Raw genomic sequence first — 18176 nt, forward strand, 5'->3', positions numbered from 1 at the left:
ACGACGGCGGCAGCGCGACGCTGTCAACAGCCATCAGATGACCTTTGCCCTGAACAGGTCGTGCATGTTGAGCGCGCCAAGCAGAATGCCGCTTTCATCGACGACGGGCAGCTGATTGATCTTGTACTGCTCCATCATTTGAACCGCTTCGACCGCGAGGTGGTCCGGACCGATGGCGTGCGGCTTCTGGCCCATGATGTCGGCGACCACGAGCGATCGCAAATCGAGGCCCTTGGCAAAGGCGCGCCGCAAATCGCCGTCGGTGACAATGCCGATCACCCGGCGTTCAGGAGTGAGCACAGCGGTCATACCGATGCCGCCACGTGAAATCTCGAGAATCGCATCCGGCACGCGGGTCGTGGGAACGACTTCGGGCAGCGCCGATCCTGCGCGCATGACATCGCGAACGTGCGTCAGCAAGCGACGACCGAGGCTGCCACCCGGGTGTGAGCGAGCAAAATCTTCGGCACCGAAACCACGCGCATCGAGTAACGCCACCGCCAGCGCGTCGCCAAGGGCAAGAACCGCAGTGGTGCTGGCGGTCGGCGCCAGATTTAGCGGGCATGCTTCCAGCGCGACCGCGGCATCGAGGTGCACATCGGCTTCGACGGCCAGCGACGACTGGGTGTTTCCAGTCATGCTGATCAGCTTGGCCCCGAGGCGTTTGATGATCGGCACGATCATCAGCAGCTCGGCACTTTCACCCGAGTTCGAAATCGCGATCAGCACATCGTCGCGGGTGATCATTCCGAGATCACCGTGACTGGCTTCGGCAGGATGGACAAAATATGCGGGGGTGCCGGTACTTGACAGTGTCGAGGCGATCTTGCGCCCGACATGACCGGATTTTCCCATGCCACTGACGATCACCCGACCGTGACAATTGAGAATCAGTGCCAGCGCCTGCACGAAAGCCCCATCAATGCGCTCAGCCAAGGCCATCACGGCGTCGGCTTCAATGCGCAGAACCTGTCGGGCGAGGTCGAGCGCCTTCGACGATGGCATGATTTGGTTCATCGGAACACAGCGGTTATCATCGGCGAAGTATAACAGAAGGCCTAGGCGCGCTCATCGCCGAGCCGAGCAACGCGTCTGGCGAAACAGCGCCCGCGAAGACCAAGGGAACGGATGATGGAAACGCTGCCCACAATTGTGATGCTGCTTGGCGCCTCGGTGGTTTCGGTCATCATTTTCCGTTCCATCAACCTGCCGCCGGTACTCGGCTATCTACTCGTCGGCACGGTGATCGGCCCGCATGCGCTCGATCTGGTCGGCGGGGTCAGCGGCATGCAGCATCTGGCCGAGTTCGGCGTCGTCTTCCTGATGTTCTCGATCGGCCTCGAGTTCTCGCTGCCCAAGCTGTACGCGATGAAACGCATCGTCTTCGGTCTCGGCCTGCTGCAGGTCCTGGTGACCATCGCCGTGGTCACCGCCATTGTCACTGCCTTGAAGCTCAGCTGGCAGGAAGGTGTCGCGCTCGGCGGCGCGCTGGCCATGTCCTCTACGGCGGTGCTCACCAAACTGCTCACCGAGCGTCTCGAACTCGACAAGGCGCATGGCCGCGAAGTGATGGGCGTCCTGCTTTTCCAGGATATCGCCGTAGTGCCGCTGCTGATCCTCATTCCCTCCTTTTCCGAGTCGCCCGAGCGCATGGCGACGATGATGGGCCTGGCGATGCTCAAGGCGGTGGTCGTCCTGTCGCTGGTGCTGTTTTTTGGCCAGCGGCTGATGAGCAAATGGTTTTTCATCGTCGCCCGCGGCAAGTCCGCCGAACTGTTCATGCTCAATGTGCTGCTGATTACCCTGGGACTCGCCTATCTGACCGAAGTGGCCGGACTGTCGCTGGCGCTGGGCGCTTTTGTGGCCGGCATCCTGATCTCGGAGACGCAGTACCGGCACCACGTCGAAGAGGACATCAAGCCTTTTCGCGACGTCTTGATGGGACTCTTCTTCGTGACCATCGGCATGATGCTCGACATCCCGCTGGTGCTCGCCAACGCGCCACTGGTGCTGGGCGTGCTCGGCGCTTTGCTGGTGACCAAGTTTGCCCTCGTGCTCGGTCTTTCGCGGCTGTTCGGCTCGACTTTCGGCGGCGCCATGCGCACCGGCCTGTGGCTCTGCGCCGGCGGCGAATTCGGCTTCGTCCTGCTCTCGGAAATGCGCCATCTGCAGCTGCTGCCGCCAATGGTCCTGCAGGCGGTGCTGGCGGCGCTGGTCCTGTCGATGCTGCTGGCACCGCTAATCGTCCAGTACAGCAACCAGATCGTGTTGCGCTTCGCGGCCAGCGAGTGGCTGATACGTTCGATGCAGATGACGCAGCTGGCAGCGAAATCGATGAACACCGAAAAACACGTGGTGATCTGCGGCTACGGTAGAACCGGCCAGTATCTGGCGCGCTTCATGGAAGAGGAGGACGTCACCTATCTGGCGCTCGACCTCGACCCGGAGCGCATCCGTGAGGCAACGGCGGCCGGCGAAAACGTTATCTATGGCGACGCGGCCCGGCACGAAACCTTGATTGCGGCCGGCGTCAGCCGCGCCAGCGTGCTGATCATTTCCTTTGCCGATGCGCGGGTTTCCGAGCGCGTGCTGGAACACGCTCGCCAGATCAATCCCGACTTGCCGATCATCGTGCGCACGCTCGACGAAAAGGATCTCGACGCACTGCTGCACGCTGGCGCCGCCGAGGTCGTCCCGGAAACGCTGGAAACGAGCATGGTGCTCGCCGCGCACGCCCTGCGCCATCTGGGTGTGCCCAATGCGCAAGTCCGCGAACACTTCCGCCAGACGCGCAGCGGACGCTACAAGACGCTGCGCGGCTTCTTTCACGGCGAGAGCGATCTCGAAGAAGAGGCACACGATAGCGACGAAGCGCGCCTGCATTCGGTTCTGCTCGGCGAAGGCGCACACGCCGTCGGACGCACGCTTGGCGAGCTGAGCTTGCAGGAACTCGGCGTTGAAGTGACCGCCGTCCGCCGACGTAACATCCGCGCCCTCGAGCCGTCGCCGGAAATCCGCTTCGGCAGCGGCGATGTGATCGTGCTGCTCGGCACCGCGCGCGCCTTGAGCGCCGCCGAGGAGCGCTTGCTGAAGGGGTAAACACTAGAAAGCAGGCAAGGGAAAGCCCGCCGCAGGCGGGCTTTCCCTTGCTATGCATTTCTCCTGAGCGCGCCCCGCGTGTGGGGGCGTGCTCAAGACGCTCAGTAGGACGAGCAGACCGTATATTGCGTGCCATCGACGATGGCCGCCGTAGCCACGGCCGCCGCGCCACGGACATCGGTATCGAGAACCGCCTGTACCGAACCGCCGGCGGTGTTGCCGTCATCCATCGTGCTGTCGATCTGTTTGACGTAACGCCCGAGGATGCCCGACGAACAGATGAAAAACGAACCGCGCATGCCGGCGATGAACGGTGCGGCTGCGCCAGCTGCGTCGATACCGCTCTCGATGCCGATAAAACCGCCATCGGCATTGCGCGGGCGGTAGTTGACGTCGGCCAGCAAAGTGGCACCGGTGGCCAGGTTGGCCAGGCGGGCGTGTTGCCAGAAGACCGAAGTTTCATTGGTGGCGACACCGGTACCGGCACCACCGGCATTCCACGCGCCGTCGACGCGGCCATTGTTCTGGACGCAGACGCCTGCGGTGGCAACCGGCGTGCAGGCAGTTGCCACGCCAGCGCCAAAAGCCAGATCGAGTTGCGCCTGCGTCTGGTCGCCGGGAAAGAGCTTGAAGCGGTCCTGGTAACCGTAGACCAGGCTCGACACGGTGCGGAAATCGCCAACCATATTCTTTACCTTGGCGCTGTTGATCAGCTCCTGACCCTTCAGTACCCCGCCGAGCAGCAGGCCTATGATGACGAGTACAATGGCAATCTCTACCAAGGTAAAACCCGCCTGTCGCTGTTGCAGCTGGTTCATCTCGTTCTCCAGTGTTTATCAAAAGTGATATGGAGCAACAAGCATGTTTCATGCCAGCCTGAATTGGCCTCTACGCCGGCAAAAGCCGCCCGAACTGTCGATTTCTCGACACTTGTGTCGGGAGTCGGACTGATGAAGGGCCTCCCCGACGCGTTCAAGAAACGTCGTGAGCGGCTGATGATCCGTGCCTGGAGCCGCTCATGACACCGCTCCAGCACCTGGCCAGCATCCTGCGCCAGCGGCAGCGCTGGCTGCTGATCGCCTTGCTCGGCGTGCTGCATCTGGCCCTTTTGGCCGAAGCCGACCGCGCCTTTGGCACGCTCTGCTGGCTGGTAGATGTTGGCCTGTTCATTCTCTGGCAACCCTTCATTTACGCCGAGCGACGGCTCGATTTAAGCGCTCTGGCGGTGATTGCCCTGCTCCTCGGCTGCGGCATCGCCTTCTACGGCTGGTGGCTGCTGATCGTCTGGGTGGTGATCCTGGCCGCTCTGGTCGGCGGACGAGTGATGTTCATCGATCATCGGCCGACGCGGATCTTTTACCTGATCGCTTTTGCGTACCTGCTCGCGGCGCTGCTCTTCTGGCTGGTGCCACGCGTGGTCGCGAATGCAACTCTGGTCGGGCCGTCTCTGGATCCCGAGTTTGCCTGGGGAATGCCCCTGTTCCTGTTGGTCATGACCCTGCTGCCACTGTCGAAAGATAGCGACCGGCCAGGCGGCGGCATGGTCGACCTGTTCTACAGCCTGTTCATCTTTCTGCTGATTGCCGTTCTGGTGCTCGGCAGCCTGGCCTTCATGCTGCTGCGCCAGTCGGGCTATTTCGAGGCCGTCTTCAACACCTTGACCACGATCGCCCTGTTGCTGCTGCTCATCGGCTGGACGTGGAACACGCGCCCCGGCTTTACCGGCATCGACGTTTTCTTCTCGCGTTACCTGCTGAGCATCGGCCTGCCCTTCGAGAACTGGCTGCACCGCCTGACGACACTGGCGAGCAGTGAAAGCAACCCCGAGAAGTTTCTCTCGCAAGCACTCACGGAAATGCTCGATCTGCCCTGGGTGGAAGGCGGCATCTGGACAGCCGGGACTCGCAACGGCACTTTTGGCAGCGCGTCGCAGCACTTTTGCCATGAATTCTCCGGGCAGCCCCTACAGCTGACCCTGCACACCCGTCACAAACTCAGCCCGGCACTCGTCTGGCACTTCCACCTGCTGGCGCAACTGGCCAACGAGCACTACATCGCCAAGCTGCGTGCGCGTGAGTTGCAGCAGGTCAGCTACCTGCGCGCGATCCACGAAACCGGCGCTCGCCTGACGCACGACGTCAAGAACCTGCTGCAATCGCTGCACAACCTCTGCTACCTGGCGCAGACCGCCAACGGCGAGGACAGCAAGCGCCTCGAACTGCTTCTCGAACGGCAGTTGCCGCAGATCACGCAACGCCTGCAGCAAACACTGGCCAAGCTGCAGAAGCCGCAGAGCGAGGCGGGCGGTGCACTGCCAGCGGCCATGTGGTGGAAGATCCAGCAACAACGCTACGCGGGCCAGCCAGTCAGCTTTGCTGCCGCAAACCTCGACCCCGAGGTGCTCGTGCCAAGCGCGTTGTTCGACAGCGTCGCCGACAATCTGCTGCACAACGCCTTGCTCAAACGCCAATCGGAAAGCGAATTGCAGGTTCACGTCGCTCTTGCCGACGACGCCTCGCTGCTGAGTGTTTGTGATAGCGGCAGCGCGATCAGGGAGGAAGTCCTTGCCGACCTGCTACACGCACCGCTGGCGTCGGAAAACGGGCTGGGCATCGGCCTCTATCACGCTGCGCGCCAGGCTGAGAGTTGCGGTCACGAATTGCGCCTGGCCTGCAACGAGCCCGGCAAAGTGTGCTTCGAGTTGCACCGAAGTGGTCACGCAACAGCGGCCAGAGAGTGAGGGATTGAGGCACCCTGAATCCTGGGCAGTCGCCCGCCCATAACTATGCGGCCGCGCTACCGCTTCGGCAACCGATCAGCCGGTGGACGACCATATTGCCTTTGCCTTTCAGGTAAATCGTCTGCGGCGGATGAAACTCGAAGCGATGCTGTAAACGCTGATAAGTACGGTCATCGACCTGAACCACGCCGGGAACACCTTCGCTGGTGACCCGACTGGCAATGTTCACGGTGTCGCCCCAAAGGTCGTAAATGAACTTCTTCTTGCCGACGACACCGGCTACCACCGGCCCGGTACCCATGCCAATGCGGAGTTCGAGACGCATCTCGTTGAGTTGTACGTCATCGTGCAGCAGGCGACACATCTCCAGCGCCATTTCGGCCAGAGCGCCCGAAAAGTCGCCGCGTTCGTCGTTGAGGCCGCCGGCCACCATGTAGGCGTCGCCAATGGTCTTGATTTTCTCCAGGCCGTACTTCTCGGCCAACTCATCGAAGCACGAGAAGATCTTGTTGAGCATGGCAAAAACCTGCTGTGGCGTCATTCCTTCGGCGACCCGGGTGAAATTCACGATATCGGCAAACATCACCGAGACTTCGGCAAAGCCGTCCGCGATCGGCTGCCTGCTATTCTTCAGGCGTTCAGCAATCGGCGCCGGCAGGACATTGAGCAACAGTCGCTCCGAACGCTCCTGCTCGACCTGCAGCAAGCGGTGCGCTTCCTGCAGGCGCTGCTGCGCGCGGTGTTTTTCGCTGTCCGAGTAGCGCAGCAACAGGTAAACGATGCTCGATACGGCCGTAAAGTTGAGCGCAAAGAAAAAGGCCGCCGTCGCGGCCGGAACTTCGGGCGGCAAACTGCTCGCCGCGTCGGCGAGGTAGTAGTCGAAAGCGCCGGAAAGTGTGGTCAGACAAACGTAGGCGAAAAACCAGGCCCCGGACGCACGCGGTCCGATGAACAGCACGGCACCGATCGGCGCCAGCAAAGCCCACAGGCTGATGCCACTGGCAGTGATGAAGCTGCCGATGCTCCACTGCGCCACGAAGGGCGTAAACAGGAACAGGGACAACTGGATCAGGCGGAAGAGGTTGAAGTTCAGAGTCTTCAGGTAAACCAGCAGATTCCCGACCAGCAAGAGCTGCAGGGCAAACGGGAGGTTCGACGAGAACCTCGGTCCGAGTTGCCAATAAATCGACAGCCAGACCATCGACGCCAGACTGATCAGGCCGGTCGCAAAGAACAGCAGGGACTTCTGCAGACGCAGTTCTTCGCTGTCGCCCGGGCAAATGCCGGCGTTACGCAGGCGGTCAAGGAAGGTCCGCACGGCACTCATCGGCTGGCTTGCTGAAGGTAGAACGTAGGCATAGGCCTATTGGACCCCAATCGACGCGGAGGGTCAATGCAACGGTGCCACGCTGCCGCCGAAAATTCCGACCTTGCCGGCAAACCGCTTATGGCAACTTGCCGGCCCGGATCATCCGGCTGAAAAGCACTCCCGGCGCAATCCACACGACTTCGTCGTCAAAGCCAGGAATCGCTGGCTTGTAGACGAAATCAGGATTGGCCATCGTGTTCCCCGCGCCGGTCAACTGGTTGTCCTGTTCATCGGCATCGGCACCGGACGCCGTTTGCGTCCCCAGAACCGTGTAGGCACCCTTGCCATTCTTGCCGTGCGAGACAACGACGGCCGGCACAGCGGTGGCGATTTTGGCCCCCCCGACGGTCACCAACACACTCATGTCGCCCGGCGAGCAGAGCGCGAAGGCAGCACTCTGCGGTAGCGGCGGCAGGGGCGCGGGGCACTCGCTGATGTCGGGCGGGGGAACGGCCTTGGTGAAGGCACGAGTGACTCGATAGGAGTAGCGCCGTCCCCAGGCATCGGTCTCTGCAACTCCCAGCGTCGCCCATGGCACAACCCCGGCAATATTGGTGCAACCGCTGGCAGCTCGGGTCCCTTCCAGCCCGGCGCCCGCCGCGCCACTGGCAACGTTCGCCAGGGCCGGGCACGGCAAACGGCCATTGACCACGGCGTAGCCGAGTATCGTCTCGCGGATCTCGGCCAAAGCCCGCCTGGTGTCAGCAAGGTTACGACTATCAATCTGCGTCGACAGCGGGACCAGCAGGCTGCCAACCAGCAACGCGACGATGACCAGTACGATGGCCAGCTCGGCGAGCGTGAAGCCTCTATTCTTTGCCCGCAGGAAATGGCCCCGGCTCATGGCAAGCACCGTAGGATATCGTTCGCGGGAGTGCGATAGTCGAACGCCGACACTCCCGAGAAGGCAGTCCCTGCGGCCGTGGGGACAGCGAACAACGCGAGGTTGGGGTCCTCCAGGTAATTGTTCGGCTGGCCTCTCTGGGTATCATCGTTACGACTCTGGCCAGCCCCCCGGCGGCCGGCGAAGATAAGGACGCGGCGGCAGTTGCCTGAGGCAACACCGTCGATGGTAATCGGTGCCGGCGCCGGGAGTTGAGTCAAGAACAGCATTTCTTTCCAACTCGTACAGAAAACCGGGTCTGCTGCGAAACTGCAGTCCAGATTGTCGGTGCCCTTCGCGCCGGTGAGCGCGATGGCCTGCAGGTCGGCCTGGAAAGCAGGATTATCCAGCAAACTGGCGACCGCGCCAGAAAAGTCACGACGCCTGATCAGCGGATCAAAGATATCTGCGACACTAATAAACAGAAAGCGGTCGTTATAAAAGGCAGTCTCGGCCACCACAAAACGCTTGTTGCTCGCATCGGGAGCCGCGCGGTTGTTGGTGCTACCGGCGAAGTAGTTAAGCTGGCCGCTGACCGCATTGGTGTTGTCAAAAGTGTCAAGGTAATTGCGCGCATCGTAGTTGCCTCCGCATTCAGCGTAAGCGACATCGCCCAAGGCGCGGCTCTGGCCGTCCAACGCTTGACCGGGAGCCACGACCAGCGCGGCAAGATTGCTTGCAAGCAGGGCACCGCTGCCGTCGATGATATCGATCTGGCCCTGAGTATCCCAATTCATTGGTGCGTCGGTCTTCGGCGTGATCTTGAAACGGCCCGAAACCACGTACCACAGGCATTCCCCTTTTTGGTCACGGAGAGCGCCCGTACCCAGCGTCTTCCAGGGAAACTTGCCGACAATCGAGCGTTCCTTGGAGTTGCCCGTATGATTGAGGGTTGGCACGGCACCCTCACTAGGTGCTCCGCCCTCAAAAAGGCTTCCCAGATCAGGGAGCGGCATGTATCCCGCGGCGTAGTATGCTCCCGGGCTTATTGAGGTGCGAGATACGGCGTCAGCGATCAGCGCGTCGCGGGCTTCGGCAAGTGCGGCCGCAGCACTTTCCGTGTTAGCCGCCAGAAAGCGTGTTGCACTCAACTGCCCAACGAACACATACAGTCCGAAGAGAGTTAATAGGGTAAGCATGGCCATCAGCGCAATGCCGCCCTGGCGTGATCGACACGCAGGCCGGTGCTGGTCGATGCGCGGCCGTTTCATTGGCGCACGGTACGACTGCCCGCGACCGCCCGGCGCAGCGCGTCCACAGCCCGCGACATCGCCTACCTCGCTCCTCGCGACGTCGAGTGAACGCTGACTCGACCGCCCTTGAGCAGGTCCGTCGCCTCGCCGGAGTTACGGTTCACGGTCTGCCCGACACGTGCTCTCGCCGCTGGCGCATCGCTGATGTCGAGCAACACCTTGCCCGGCTCGCCGTGCCGCGGGGTGACCGTCAGGCCGCTCCACAAGTCGTTTTCGTGCTGGGGCTGGCCGTTTACCCAGGCCGTGCGTCGGCCGCTGCTGCGCGTGACGACGCCGTCAATGGTCAGGGTCGGGTCGGCGGGAATTGGCTGCTGATCGAGGACATTCATTTCGCGCTGACGATCAAGCTGCTGGCGGCGTTCCGGCGTGAAGAACAGGCGACCGAGCGCTTGCTCCTCGGCGACGCCTGGCGGGCAGGTCGCCAGCAGCAGTAGCCAGGCACCCACCGCCAGCGCGGCGAGCTTTGCTGTCGGTATAAGCTCGGTCATTGACTGTCCTGCCCCTTCCTGCCCTTTCCTGCGCTTTCCCGCTCATTTGCCACGCAGGTCACGCAAGGTCAACCACTCGATTTCGCAATCGGCCAGCAGATTCGCCCGGCCACCGCCACGCTGTTCGCCAGTCGCCGGCAAGCGTTCGATGCGACAACTCTTGACCCGGATCAGTGCCTTTGCCTGCCGGCGCAAGTCGTCGAGCAGTCGGGTAACATCTTCTTCATGCAGCAGTTTCAGTTCCAGTTTCATGCTGCTGGCAAAGAAAACAAAGTCGTTTCCGAGTTGGCCCTCGAGCATGCGTTGCGGCGCAATTTCGTAGCGTAGATCGATCAGGCGATGCTTGTCGCGAATCTCTTTCAGCAACTCCACCCAATCGAGGCGCTGCTCATCGCCAATGATGCCACGCTCTTGCAGCTTGTTGAAGACAATCGACTTCTGTTTGACCTCGCTCTCTTCGTTACGTACCTGCTTCAGCTTGCCGTCGGCTTCCGCGAACTGGGCAGCGATGCTGACCCTGCCCTGCTCTGCGCGTTTCATGGCCGCAAATGCGAAATACAGGGCAAGGGCGCCGACGGCGATCATCAGAACGGCGAGCACAACGCTCGCTTGCAGCTTGCGGAAATCGGCAGGAACAATTTTCATGAGCCAATCGTCCGTCGAATCTGCACTTTGAACGATCGCGGCTCCTTGCCTTCCAGCGCCGCGTCGCCACCCTTGAGCGACTTGCCAGACTCGACGTCGAAGGGCTGTTGCAGGACCTCGACCTCTAACTGCGGCCTGGCCCTGAGGGCGGCGACGAGACGATTAAAAACAGCCAGCACCTGCCGCGGGTTGCTGTCGCCGTCAAGGCGCAGGGTTCCGCGGACAATTGCCGTCTCCTGATCGACCGGTTGCAGCTCGCTGCTCACGACATTGACGCCACCCGGCGCCGCCGTCGATTGCGGCTTCCCGGCTTGCCAGTCAATGGCCTCCAGATCGACCCACTCGGCGCTGTCCAGGGCATGACTGATCTCGCGATACAGGTGCCCCGGCGAGGCGCTGTTCCTCTCCAGCTCTTGATAGCGGTTGATCACCCGACGCAGGTTTTCGTTCGTCGTTGGAATCGGCGGAAAGGTCTTGACGATGTCGGCATAGCGCTGGCGAGTGAGTCCGGTTTCGCTGGCCAGAACAGCGACCTCATTCTCGATCCGCGAGGCGTCGAAAAGCTGCTTGCCGGCGAGTAGCAGACAACTCAACAAGACGAGCGAAGCGACTCTGCGGACGACCGAACGAAGCAGCCAGAGATGGTAGCCGTGACGCTGATCATCGTTGGCGAACTGCGCGCGCGGAGGATCGGTGGCCAGCAGGTTCAGGAAAAGAGGCTCGCAGTGGGTGTCGGTGGGCAGGGTCTTGAGCTTGCATTTGCGTGCGCTGTCTTCGATGTCGAGGACTGTGAAAGACAAGGCCTCGCTATCGACACAACTGTTCTCGATCGCCTTGCGCGCACTGGCATGCGCCAGGAGGTAGGCCTTGATCGGCTGCTTGCGACCGATCAGGCGCTGGCCGACCAGATATTGCTGGAGTTTCAGAGCTTCGCTCGAGAAAGTCTGCGCGATACCGCCAATACTGCTGTTGTGCAGAGGCGTCAGGCGGCTGAAATGCAGTTCGCCGTTTTCGAGGTAACTCTGCCGCAGGCTCTGGTCCTGGATGGTCAGCAAAAGGCAAGGCTGGGCGCCAATGCCGAGCTTGCGAAGCAAGTTCGGCGTCAGCAACGACAGTGAATAAACGCCGGCGAGAGCCAGTTCGGCGGCGGCCAGGGCATCGAGCCAGGGGGCGAAAACCTCGGGCCTCGTCAGCGCGGCGAGCATGACGCGCTCGTCCTTGCGACGCGATTTCTGGTGACCGAGCGAAAGCGCGGTCACCAGCTTGGCATTGAAAAACAGTTGTCCCTGCTTGCGCGCAATGACCGCCTCACGGTCGGCGCCGCGTAGAAACGGGATGGTTTCGATGTGGAAACCTTCTTCCGAGACGTTGGCCAGGATCGAGAAGACGCAGCTTGAGTTGGCCGCCAGGTAGTCGGCAAATGCCGCTTGCCCGGCTTCGCTGGCGTCGAACGAGTGCTCATCAGCCAAAACCCCGGATTGCCAGGAAAAAGCCGACAGGTGATGGGCGCTGAGGTAGAGGAGGCGACTGGCAGCCATCGTGCTATACCTTGATCTTGCTGATCACGTCGTAGACCGGCCCGAGAACGGAGAGCATGATCCAGCCGAGCAGCGCCCCCATGACCACGGTGAGCATCGGTTCGATCAGCTGCTGCATGCGCGCCACGGACTCCTTGACGTCGCGATTGTAGAAATAGCTGACGTTCATCAAGGCGTCGTCGAGCGCCCCGGTATTCTCGCCGACGCGTAGCATGCGGATCACCAGCGGCGGGAAGAAGCCGGTGGCGTGAAAGGCGGCGGTCACGTTCTGCCCCTCGCCGATCAACTGCTCGACGCGCTCCAGGCCGCGGCGAATGACCAGATTGCCGACGACGTCCTGCGTCGTACGGATCGACTCGAGAATCGGGATCCCGGAAGCGTAGAGCAGGGCGAAAGTGTTGGCGAAGCGGGAGAGGGCAATCTTGCGCAGAATGTTGCCAACAAACGGCAAGCCGAGCTTGACGCCATCGAAGCGAAAGCGTGCCAGCGGATTAGTATGCAACAGGACGCGCAGCCCGAGCGCCAGTAACGCCGGCAGCAAAAGGAGAACATACCAGTAGTCGACCATCAGGTCGGAGATGAAGAAAAGGACCACCGTCTGCGTTGGCAGGACCTGCCCCATGTTCTTCACGAACATCTTGAGCTGGGGAACCATGTAGACCATCAGAAAGAAGCTGGCAGCCAGGACGATGGCACCCACGAAAGCGGGGTAGGCGATCATCTTTTTCGTTTGCGACGCGAGTTCGTCTTCCCATTTCAATGACTCGTTGAGACTGTTCAAGACTTCCGGCAGGCGACCGGTCGTTTCACCGGCGCGGATCAGGCTCACGAAAACGGCATCGAAGACGCTGCGGTGACCGTCCATGGCCTGCGACAGCGTCTGCCCGCCCTCGATCGCTTCGATCAGGCTGGCCACCACTTCACGGAAGCGCGGGTGCTCGAGACTGTCGCGCAGATCCGCCAGCCCATCGATGAGCGGCACACCGGCACGGACCAGCTGTTGAAGATGGAAGCAGAAGTGAATCATTTCCCGGCGTGGCACGCCACCGCGGGCAAACAGACTGCGCTGGCTGACCGGTTCGCCGCTGACCAGATCCAGCTCCATACGCCGCAAGCGCATTTCGAGGTCGACCAGGTTGAGGGCATCGATCCTGCCGAGAAGCATCCGCCCTTCGGGACTGACCGCTTTATAGGTGTAGAGCGGCACCGATCCTACATCCGGTCAGTCAGGTCGACGACCCGGCCGACTTCCTCGAGCGCCGTCGAACCGTCGAGAACACGGCGCAGGCCGTCGTCGGCGAGCGTGGCAAAGCCCTGGCGGCTGGCCAGCGTGCGCATTTCCCGGAAAGTGCTGCGCCGGGCGATCAGCTCGTCCATGTCGCCATTGATGCGCAGCAGCTCCATGATCGCCAGGCGCCCGCGATAGCCCTGGAACTCGCAGCGCTCGCAACCGCCCGGTCGATAGACCACCGGTCGCGGTCCATCGGCCAGGTTGCCGAGCAGGCGCGCCTCGTGCGCCTCGGCCTGGTAGGGGATCTTGCAATGCACGCACAGCCGCCGCACCAGCCGCTGGGCGATGATGCCGATGATATTGCCGGCCATGATGTCGGGCACGATGCCGATATCGAGCAGGCGGGGTATGGCGCCGAGCGCCGAATTGGTATGCAGGGTCGAATACACCTGGTGCCCGGTCATCGCCGCGCGCAAGGCCATTTCGGCGGTTTCTGCGTCGCGCACTTCACCCACCAGAATGATGTCCGGATCCTGGCGCATCATCGAGCGAATGCCATTGGCAAAATCGAGTTTTAGCGAATCAGCCGCCGACGTCTGGCGCACCATGGTCATCGGATACTCGACCGGGTCTTCAAGGGTCATGATGTTCACGCCCTCGGAGTTGATATGGTTGAGCACCGAGTAGAGAGTGGTCGTCTTGCCGCTGCCGGTCGGCCCGGTCACGAAGATGATCCCTTCCGGGCGGGCAATCATCAGCTTCAGCTGATCGAGCTGTTTGTCGGCAAGACCCAGGCCTTCGAGCGGCACGATCCCTTTCTGCCGATCGAGAATGCGCAGGACGATATTCTCACCGTGAATCGTCGGCTGGGCAGAAACGCGGAAGTCGATCTGCCGACCGCGCAAGTTGAGCGAAATGCGACCGTCCTGGGGAGCGCGTGTTTCGGCGATATTCATGCCCGAGAGGACCTTGATGCGCACCGCCATCGCCGGCCAGTAGGTTTTGTGCAGCGAGCGAATCTGGCGCAGCATGCCATCGATGCGGTAACGGATGCGCAGGAAACTGGCTTCCGGCTCGAAGTGAATGTCCGACGAGTCGCGCTTGACGGCGTCGGTCAGCAACGAGTCGATCAGGCGAACAACCGGCTGGCTGTACTCGTCGGCCGACGATTGCAGGCCGCGGAAGTCGATCTCGCCGGTCTCGATCTCGTGCAGGATGCCGTCGATCGACAACTCGTGGCCGTAGTACTGGTCGATGGCCCGGTCGATTTCTGTCTCGCCGGCCAGCAGGGTGTCGATCTCGATCTCGTCGCTGGTCAGCGTACGTATTCGATCCAGGGCGACAATGTCGTTGCTGTCGGCAATGGCGACCGTCAAACGCAGGTTTTCGCCATCGTAGTCGAGCGGCAGCAGGTGGTGGCGCTTGGCGAGGTCGCGCGGAACGTATTTCAGCGCTGAAGGGTCGATGATCGCATTCGACAGATCGACACTCTGCTTGCCAAGACTTTCCGAAAGCGCGTCGCGCAGGGTCGCCTCGGAGACAAAGCCGAGCGACACCAGGAGCTTGCCGATCGGCTGGTTACACTTCATCTGCTCGAGCAGGGCAATACGCAGCTGATCTTCGCTGAGAATTCCCTTGCTGAGCAGAATCTGGCCCAGCGGCCGGGAATGGGCGGGATGGATGGGCGTGGCTGGAGAGTTCATGAGCGCACGAACAGGCACTTCAGCGACGGCGATCGGCGCAGACGATGAACATCATTGCTGCAGGTCAAGGATGCGCTGTGCGGCGGCATTCTTGTCGAAGGCGCTAGGCGAGGTTTCGGCGGCAGTCAAGGCCATCCGGTAATACTGCGCGGCCAGCTTCTTCTGGCGTAGGTGGTCGAGACTGACAGCAACGTTGAAGACATGGTCGGCGTTGCCTGGCTCCAGGGAATAGGACTGAAAATAGGCCTGCTGCGCCTCGCTCCAGCGGCTCTGCCCGGCGTAGAGGTTACCGAGCGCGAAGAACAAAGCCGCCGAGTCCGGCTGCTTGGCGATCAAGGTCTTCAGGCGACTCTCTGAGCGAGCGGCGCTGCTCTGCCCGCGCATGTTGATCAGCGCCGCCTGCGCCGTCACGTTGCCTGGGTCGGACTCGAGAACCTGCAGATAAAGCGCCTGTGCGCGCTCGCCGTTCCCCTGCTGGCTGGCAATAACCGCCAGACCGAGCAGCGCGTCGGCATTCCGGGGGTCTCTGCGCAGAACCTGTTCGTAGCCGTGGTGCGCCTCGTCCAGTCGATCAGAGAGCCAGGCATCGTAGGCATTGTCGAGGGTCTGCGCCTGCTGCTTGCCGCTGATACTGGGTTGGAAGACCCCCGGAGCAGCTGCTCGCGGACGGCTTGCAGGGTCTCCGGAGGGGCGCTTCGCCGCCGCGGAAGTGGTCGCTGAGGGATCCGGAAGTCGCTTCGCCGGCGTCGACCGTTGCCGCGCTTCTGCGGCGGGCGTGCCCGCTGGCGGTAGCTCGCCGCGAACTTCTGCAGCCCCCTCCAGAGAACCCGGCGGCGTACTGGTCGGCGATTGTGCGGGCGGTGTTGGCTGCGCGGCCAAGGGCTGGGCTGGCTGCGTTGCAGGCACCGGATAGGCAGGCGGCCGAGCGACGGCCGTCGGTGCAACCAGCGTGCCGCCGGAAATCGACTGCAACTGCCACCAGAAATAACCCCCGATGGCCAGCGTTGCGACGCCGACCAGTCCGAGAAAAAGCCATAGCGAGGTGCGCGACCGGGGCGTTTGCTTGACGGCAAAGAGGTTTCTCGCCGCGCTGCGCTCATCGGCCTGCTGACTCTCGAAGTTGGCTCGCGAGCTTGCCGCTGTAGCGGCAGCTTTTGTTGGCGCCGACGGTGAAGTCGGCGAAGCCAGATCAGTTTGCAGCGCGTCGAAGCCCGCGGCAAGCGCGGAAAGCGGCTGTTCCTCCAGCGTCTCCGTAGCCCCCCCGCTCGCCGGAGTTTCCAGCTGCAATGGGTCAAGCCGCAATTCGCTCGGCACCGTAGCCGTCGACCGAGCGTTGGCACTAGCCTTGCGCTTGGCTTCCTCGGCGCGCCGCAGGGCGTCCATCAACAGACTCACTGCAAGGGCTCCGGAGAGCGCTCGGGAAGCGAGAACGGCCGGTAGACCTGATCGGTCTTGAAGAAATCATTGCCTGGCAGAACATCTCTGAAGCTGCTGAAGTCGCCATCAATGGACGCGTCCTTGATCACCGTTGGGCGGATCAGGACCACCAGCTCCGACTTCGTCGACGAGTTATTGCGGGTGTTGAAGATCTCACCGACAAACGGAATATCACCAAGGCCGGGCAGACGCCCGTCACGGTTTTCCAAGCGGTCTTCCATTAGCCCGCCGAGAACGGCGATGTCGCCACTTTCGACACGCATGATCGACTCGATTTCGCGCATGCGGATCTGCGGCACCAGGTTCTTGATGTTGTTGGCGGCAAGACTCGGGTTGGGATCCTGCTTGAGCTCGGCAATGCTGGAAATCGACGGGCGAACGTTCAGGGTCACCGTGCCGTTGTCACTGATTTGCGGCGTCAGACTCATGAAGAAACCGATCGAGACGGACTGCGGCGTGGTCGTCGTGGTCACCGTGGCATTGGTGTTGGTATTACCCGGAACAACGTCCTGCTTGACATTGAAGTAGACGAAATCCTCGGAAACCTTGAGCGTTGCGGTCTGGTTGTTGAGGACCGTCAGTTTCGGGCTGGAAAGCACCTTGACGGTACCGAAAGCGCGCAGCAGCTCTACGGTCGACAGGAGATTCAAGGGGTTGGTATCCCGGTATTTGAGGACGTAAGGCGTCACCGCGTTTCCGACGTTGGTGGTCAACGCGGGTTTGGTCACGCTGTAGTCGCTACCACTGGTAATGCGACTCCACTCGATACCCTGCTGATAGCCATCGCTCAAGCCCACCTCGATGATGGTCGCCTCGATCAGCACCTGCCGCCGCGCGCTGCCCATTACCCGATCGAGGAATTCCTGCACGCGCTCATGCTGCCGGGAGGTCGCCCGGATGTCGACCACTCCCGTTTCCGGACTGACAATCACCGAGGCCGCTTCCCGAAAAGTCATACGTTTGACGACGGTAGCACCAGTGTTCTGCAGCGTCGCCGGATTGGGACTGCCGGCCAAGCCTTGTGCGAGCTGCGTCAGGCGCGCCGCAGCGTTCTTTGCCGGTGCCGGCCCGCCGGCACCGGTACCGCTCGTGCTTTGTGCGCTAGCCTCCTCGGTCACCGTCTCGGTCGAGCCTTCCGGGAAGACCTTGTCGGTCTCATGGAGCAGGTCTTTGAGGTTTTTCTCGAGGGACGCCCAGAAACGGTTATTCGACTTGTTCTCGATTTGAATTCGCGAGGTGTTGCCCGTCCCCACTGCGCCACCACTGCCGGTCGCCAGCGCACTGGTGGAAATCTGCGTATTGGTCGCTATCGTGCCGGTGACGTCGCGAGAGATATTGACGTAGTCGACCTTGTAGTTCTTCAGGTAAGGCGTATCGGGCATCACCGCCAGGTTCGGGCCATCGAGTTCGAAACGCATGTCTACCTGCTTGGAGATGCGCGTAAGCAGTTGCGGAAGGGTCTGATCGATGGCGTTGAGAGTCACTTCGCCGACAATGCCGGGGTGGATATCGACGTTCAGCTTGGCATCGCGGGCAAGAGCAAAAAGCAGATCGTGAACGGCGACGCTGTTGACCACCACGCTGTAGGTCTCGGTCTTGCCGGCCGGCCGTGGCCGCGGTAGAGAGAGGCTCTGTTGAACCGGGGCAGGAATAGTGCCCGGCGTGCTGACCACGCTGTCGGCTTGCAGGTGGGCAGGCGCCGGCCCGCCACTGAGCGTCGTTGGCGTACAGGCGCCAAGGAGAAGGGCAAAAAAGATGGCGCTGAGAGTTTGCAGAGGCACGCTCGGGCT

The 18176-nt window shown here is 61.8% G+C and carries 14 protein-coding genes; 2 read left to right on the plus strand and 12 right to left on the minus strand.

The genetic code is table 11. From position 1 onward, the window contains the following. Positions 1-33: 33 nt before the first annotated feature. Positions 34-1017: a KpsF/GutQ family sugar-phosphate isomerase gene (locus tag V5B40_RS16100; protein ID WP_332355425.1), complete on the minus strand. Its 984-nt coding sequence runs from the start codon at positions 1015-1017 to the stop codon at positions 34-36. A gap of 111 nt (positions 1018-1128) precedes the next feature. Here V5B40_RS16100 and V5B40_RS16105 point away from each other — a divergent pair, with 111 nt between their 5' ends. Further along, complete coding sequence (locus V5B40_RS16105) at positions 1129-3099, plus strand: monovalent cation:proton antiporter-2 (CPA2) family protein (protein ID WP_332355426.1); 1971 nt, start codon at positions 1129-1131, stop codon at positions 3097-3099. A gap of 101 nt (positions 3100-3200) precedes the next feature. Here the strand turns inward: V5B40_RS16105 and V5B40_RS16110 are convergent, their stop codons facing one another. Continuing rightward, positions 3201-3917: a prepilin-type N-terminal cleavage/methylation domain-containing protein gene (locus V5B40_RS16110; protein ID WP_332355427.1), complete on the minus strand. Its 717-nt coding sequence runs from the start codon at positions 3915-3917 to the stop codon at positions 3201-3203. Positions 3918-4117: 200 nt separating this feature from the next. Here V5B40_RS16110 and V5B40_RS16115 point away from each other — a divergent pair, with 200 nt between their 5' ends. After that, positions 4118-5839 (plus strand): ATP-binding protein, encoded by a 1722-nt coding sequence (locus V5B40_RS16115; RefSeq protein ID WP_332355428.1) that lies wholly within the window; start codon positions 4118-4120, stop codon positions 5837-5839. A gap of 43 nt (positions 5840-5882) precedes the next feature. Here V5B40_RS16115 and V5B40_RS16120 read toward each other — a convergent pair whose 3' ends face one another. The 10 genes from V5B40_RS16120 to mshL all read right to left on the minus strand — a co-directional run bounded on the left by V5B40_RS16120 (position 5883) and on the right by mshL (position 18167). Further along, entirely contained in the window at positions 5883-7166 is a 1284-nt protein-coding gene (locus V5B40_RS16120; protein ID WP_332355429.1) for an adenylate/guanylate cyclase domain-containing protein, read from the minus strand. A gap of 118 nt (positions 7167-7284) precedes the next feature. Next, complete coding sequence (locus V5B40_RS16125) at positions 7285-8052, minus strand: type II secretion system protein (RefSeq protein ID WP_332355430.1); 768 nt, start codon at positions 8050-8052, stop codon at positions 7285-7287. Continuing rightward, the gene (locus tag V5B40_RS16130; RefSeq protein ID WP_332355431.1) at positions 8049-9236 is read right to left on the minus strand and encodes a hypothetical protein; all 1188 of its coding nucleotides are present in this window, start codon (positions 9234-9236) and stop codon (positions 8049-8051) included. The genes V5B40_RS16125 and V5B40_RS16130 overlap by 4 nt, the downstream gene beginning before the upstream one ends. 128 nt (positions 9237-9364) lie before the next feature. Then, complete coding sequence (locus V5B40_RS16135) at positions 9365-9832, minus strand: hypothetical protein (protein ID WP_332355432.1); 468 nt, start codon at positions 9830-9832, stop codon at positions 9365-9367. Positions 9833-9874: 42 nt separating this feature from the next. Continuing rightward, entirely contained in the window at positions 9875-10477 is a 603-nt protein-coding gene (locus tag V5B40_RS16140) for a hypothetical protein (protein WP_332355433.1), read from the minus strand. After that, entirely contained in the window at positions 10474-12015 is a 1542-nt protein-coding gene (locus V5B40_RS16145) for a hypothetical protein (protein WP_332355434.1), read from the minus strand. Before V5B40_RS16145 ends, V5B40_RS16140 begins: the two co-directional genes overlap by 4 nt. A gap of 4 nt (positions 12016-12019) precedes the next feature. Beyond that, a complete protein-coding gene (locus tag V5B40_RS16150; RefSeq protein WP_332355435.1) occupies positions 12020-13222 on the minus strand; it encodes a type II secretion system F family protein in 1203 nt (400 codons plus the stop codon). Positions 13223-13227: 5 nt separating this feature from the next. After that, complete coding sequence (locus V5B40_RS16155) at positions 13228-14949, minus strand: GspE/PulE family protein (protein ID WP_332355436.1); 1722 nt, start codon at positions 14947-14949, stop codon at positions 13228-13230. Positions 14950-15000: 51 nt separating this feature from the next. Further along, positions 15001-16344 (minus strand): tetratricopeptide repeat protein, encoded by a 1344-nt coding sequence (locus tag V5B40_RS16160; RefSeq protein WP_332355437.1) that lies wholly within the window; start codon positions 16342-16344, stop codon positions 15001-15003. Continuing rightward, positions 16341-18167: a pilus (MSHA type) biogenesis protein MshL gene (gene mshL / locus V5B40_RS16165; RefSeq protein WP_332355438.1), complete on the minus strand. Its 1827-nt coding sequence runs from the start codon at positions 18165-18167 to the stop codon at positions 16341-16343. Before mshL ends, V5B40_RS16160 begins: the two co-directional genes overlap by 4 nt. Between the last annotated feature and the right edge of the window lie 9 nt (positions 18168-18176).

It is taken from the genome of Candidatus Accumulibacter meliphilus, assembly GCF_036625345.1.
GTDB classification, from domain to species: domain Bacteria; phylum Pseudomonadota; class Gammaproteobacteria; order Burkholderiales; family Rhodocyclaceae; genus Accumulibacter; species Accumulibacter meliphilus.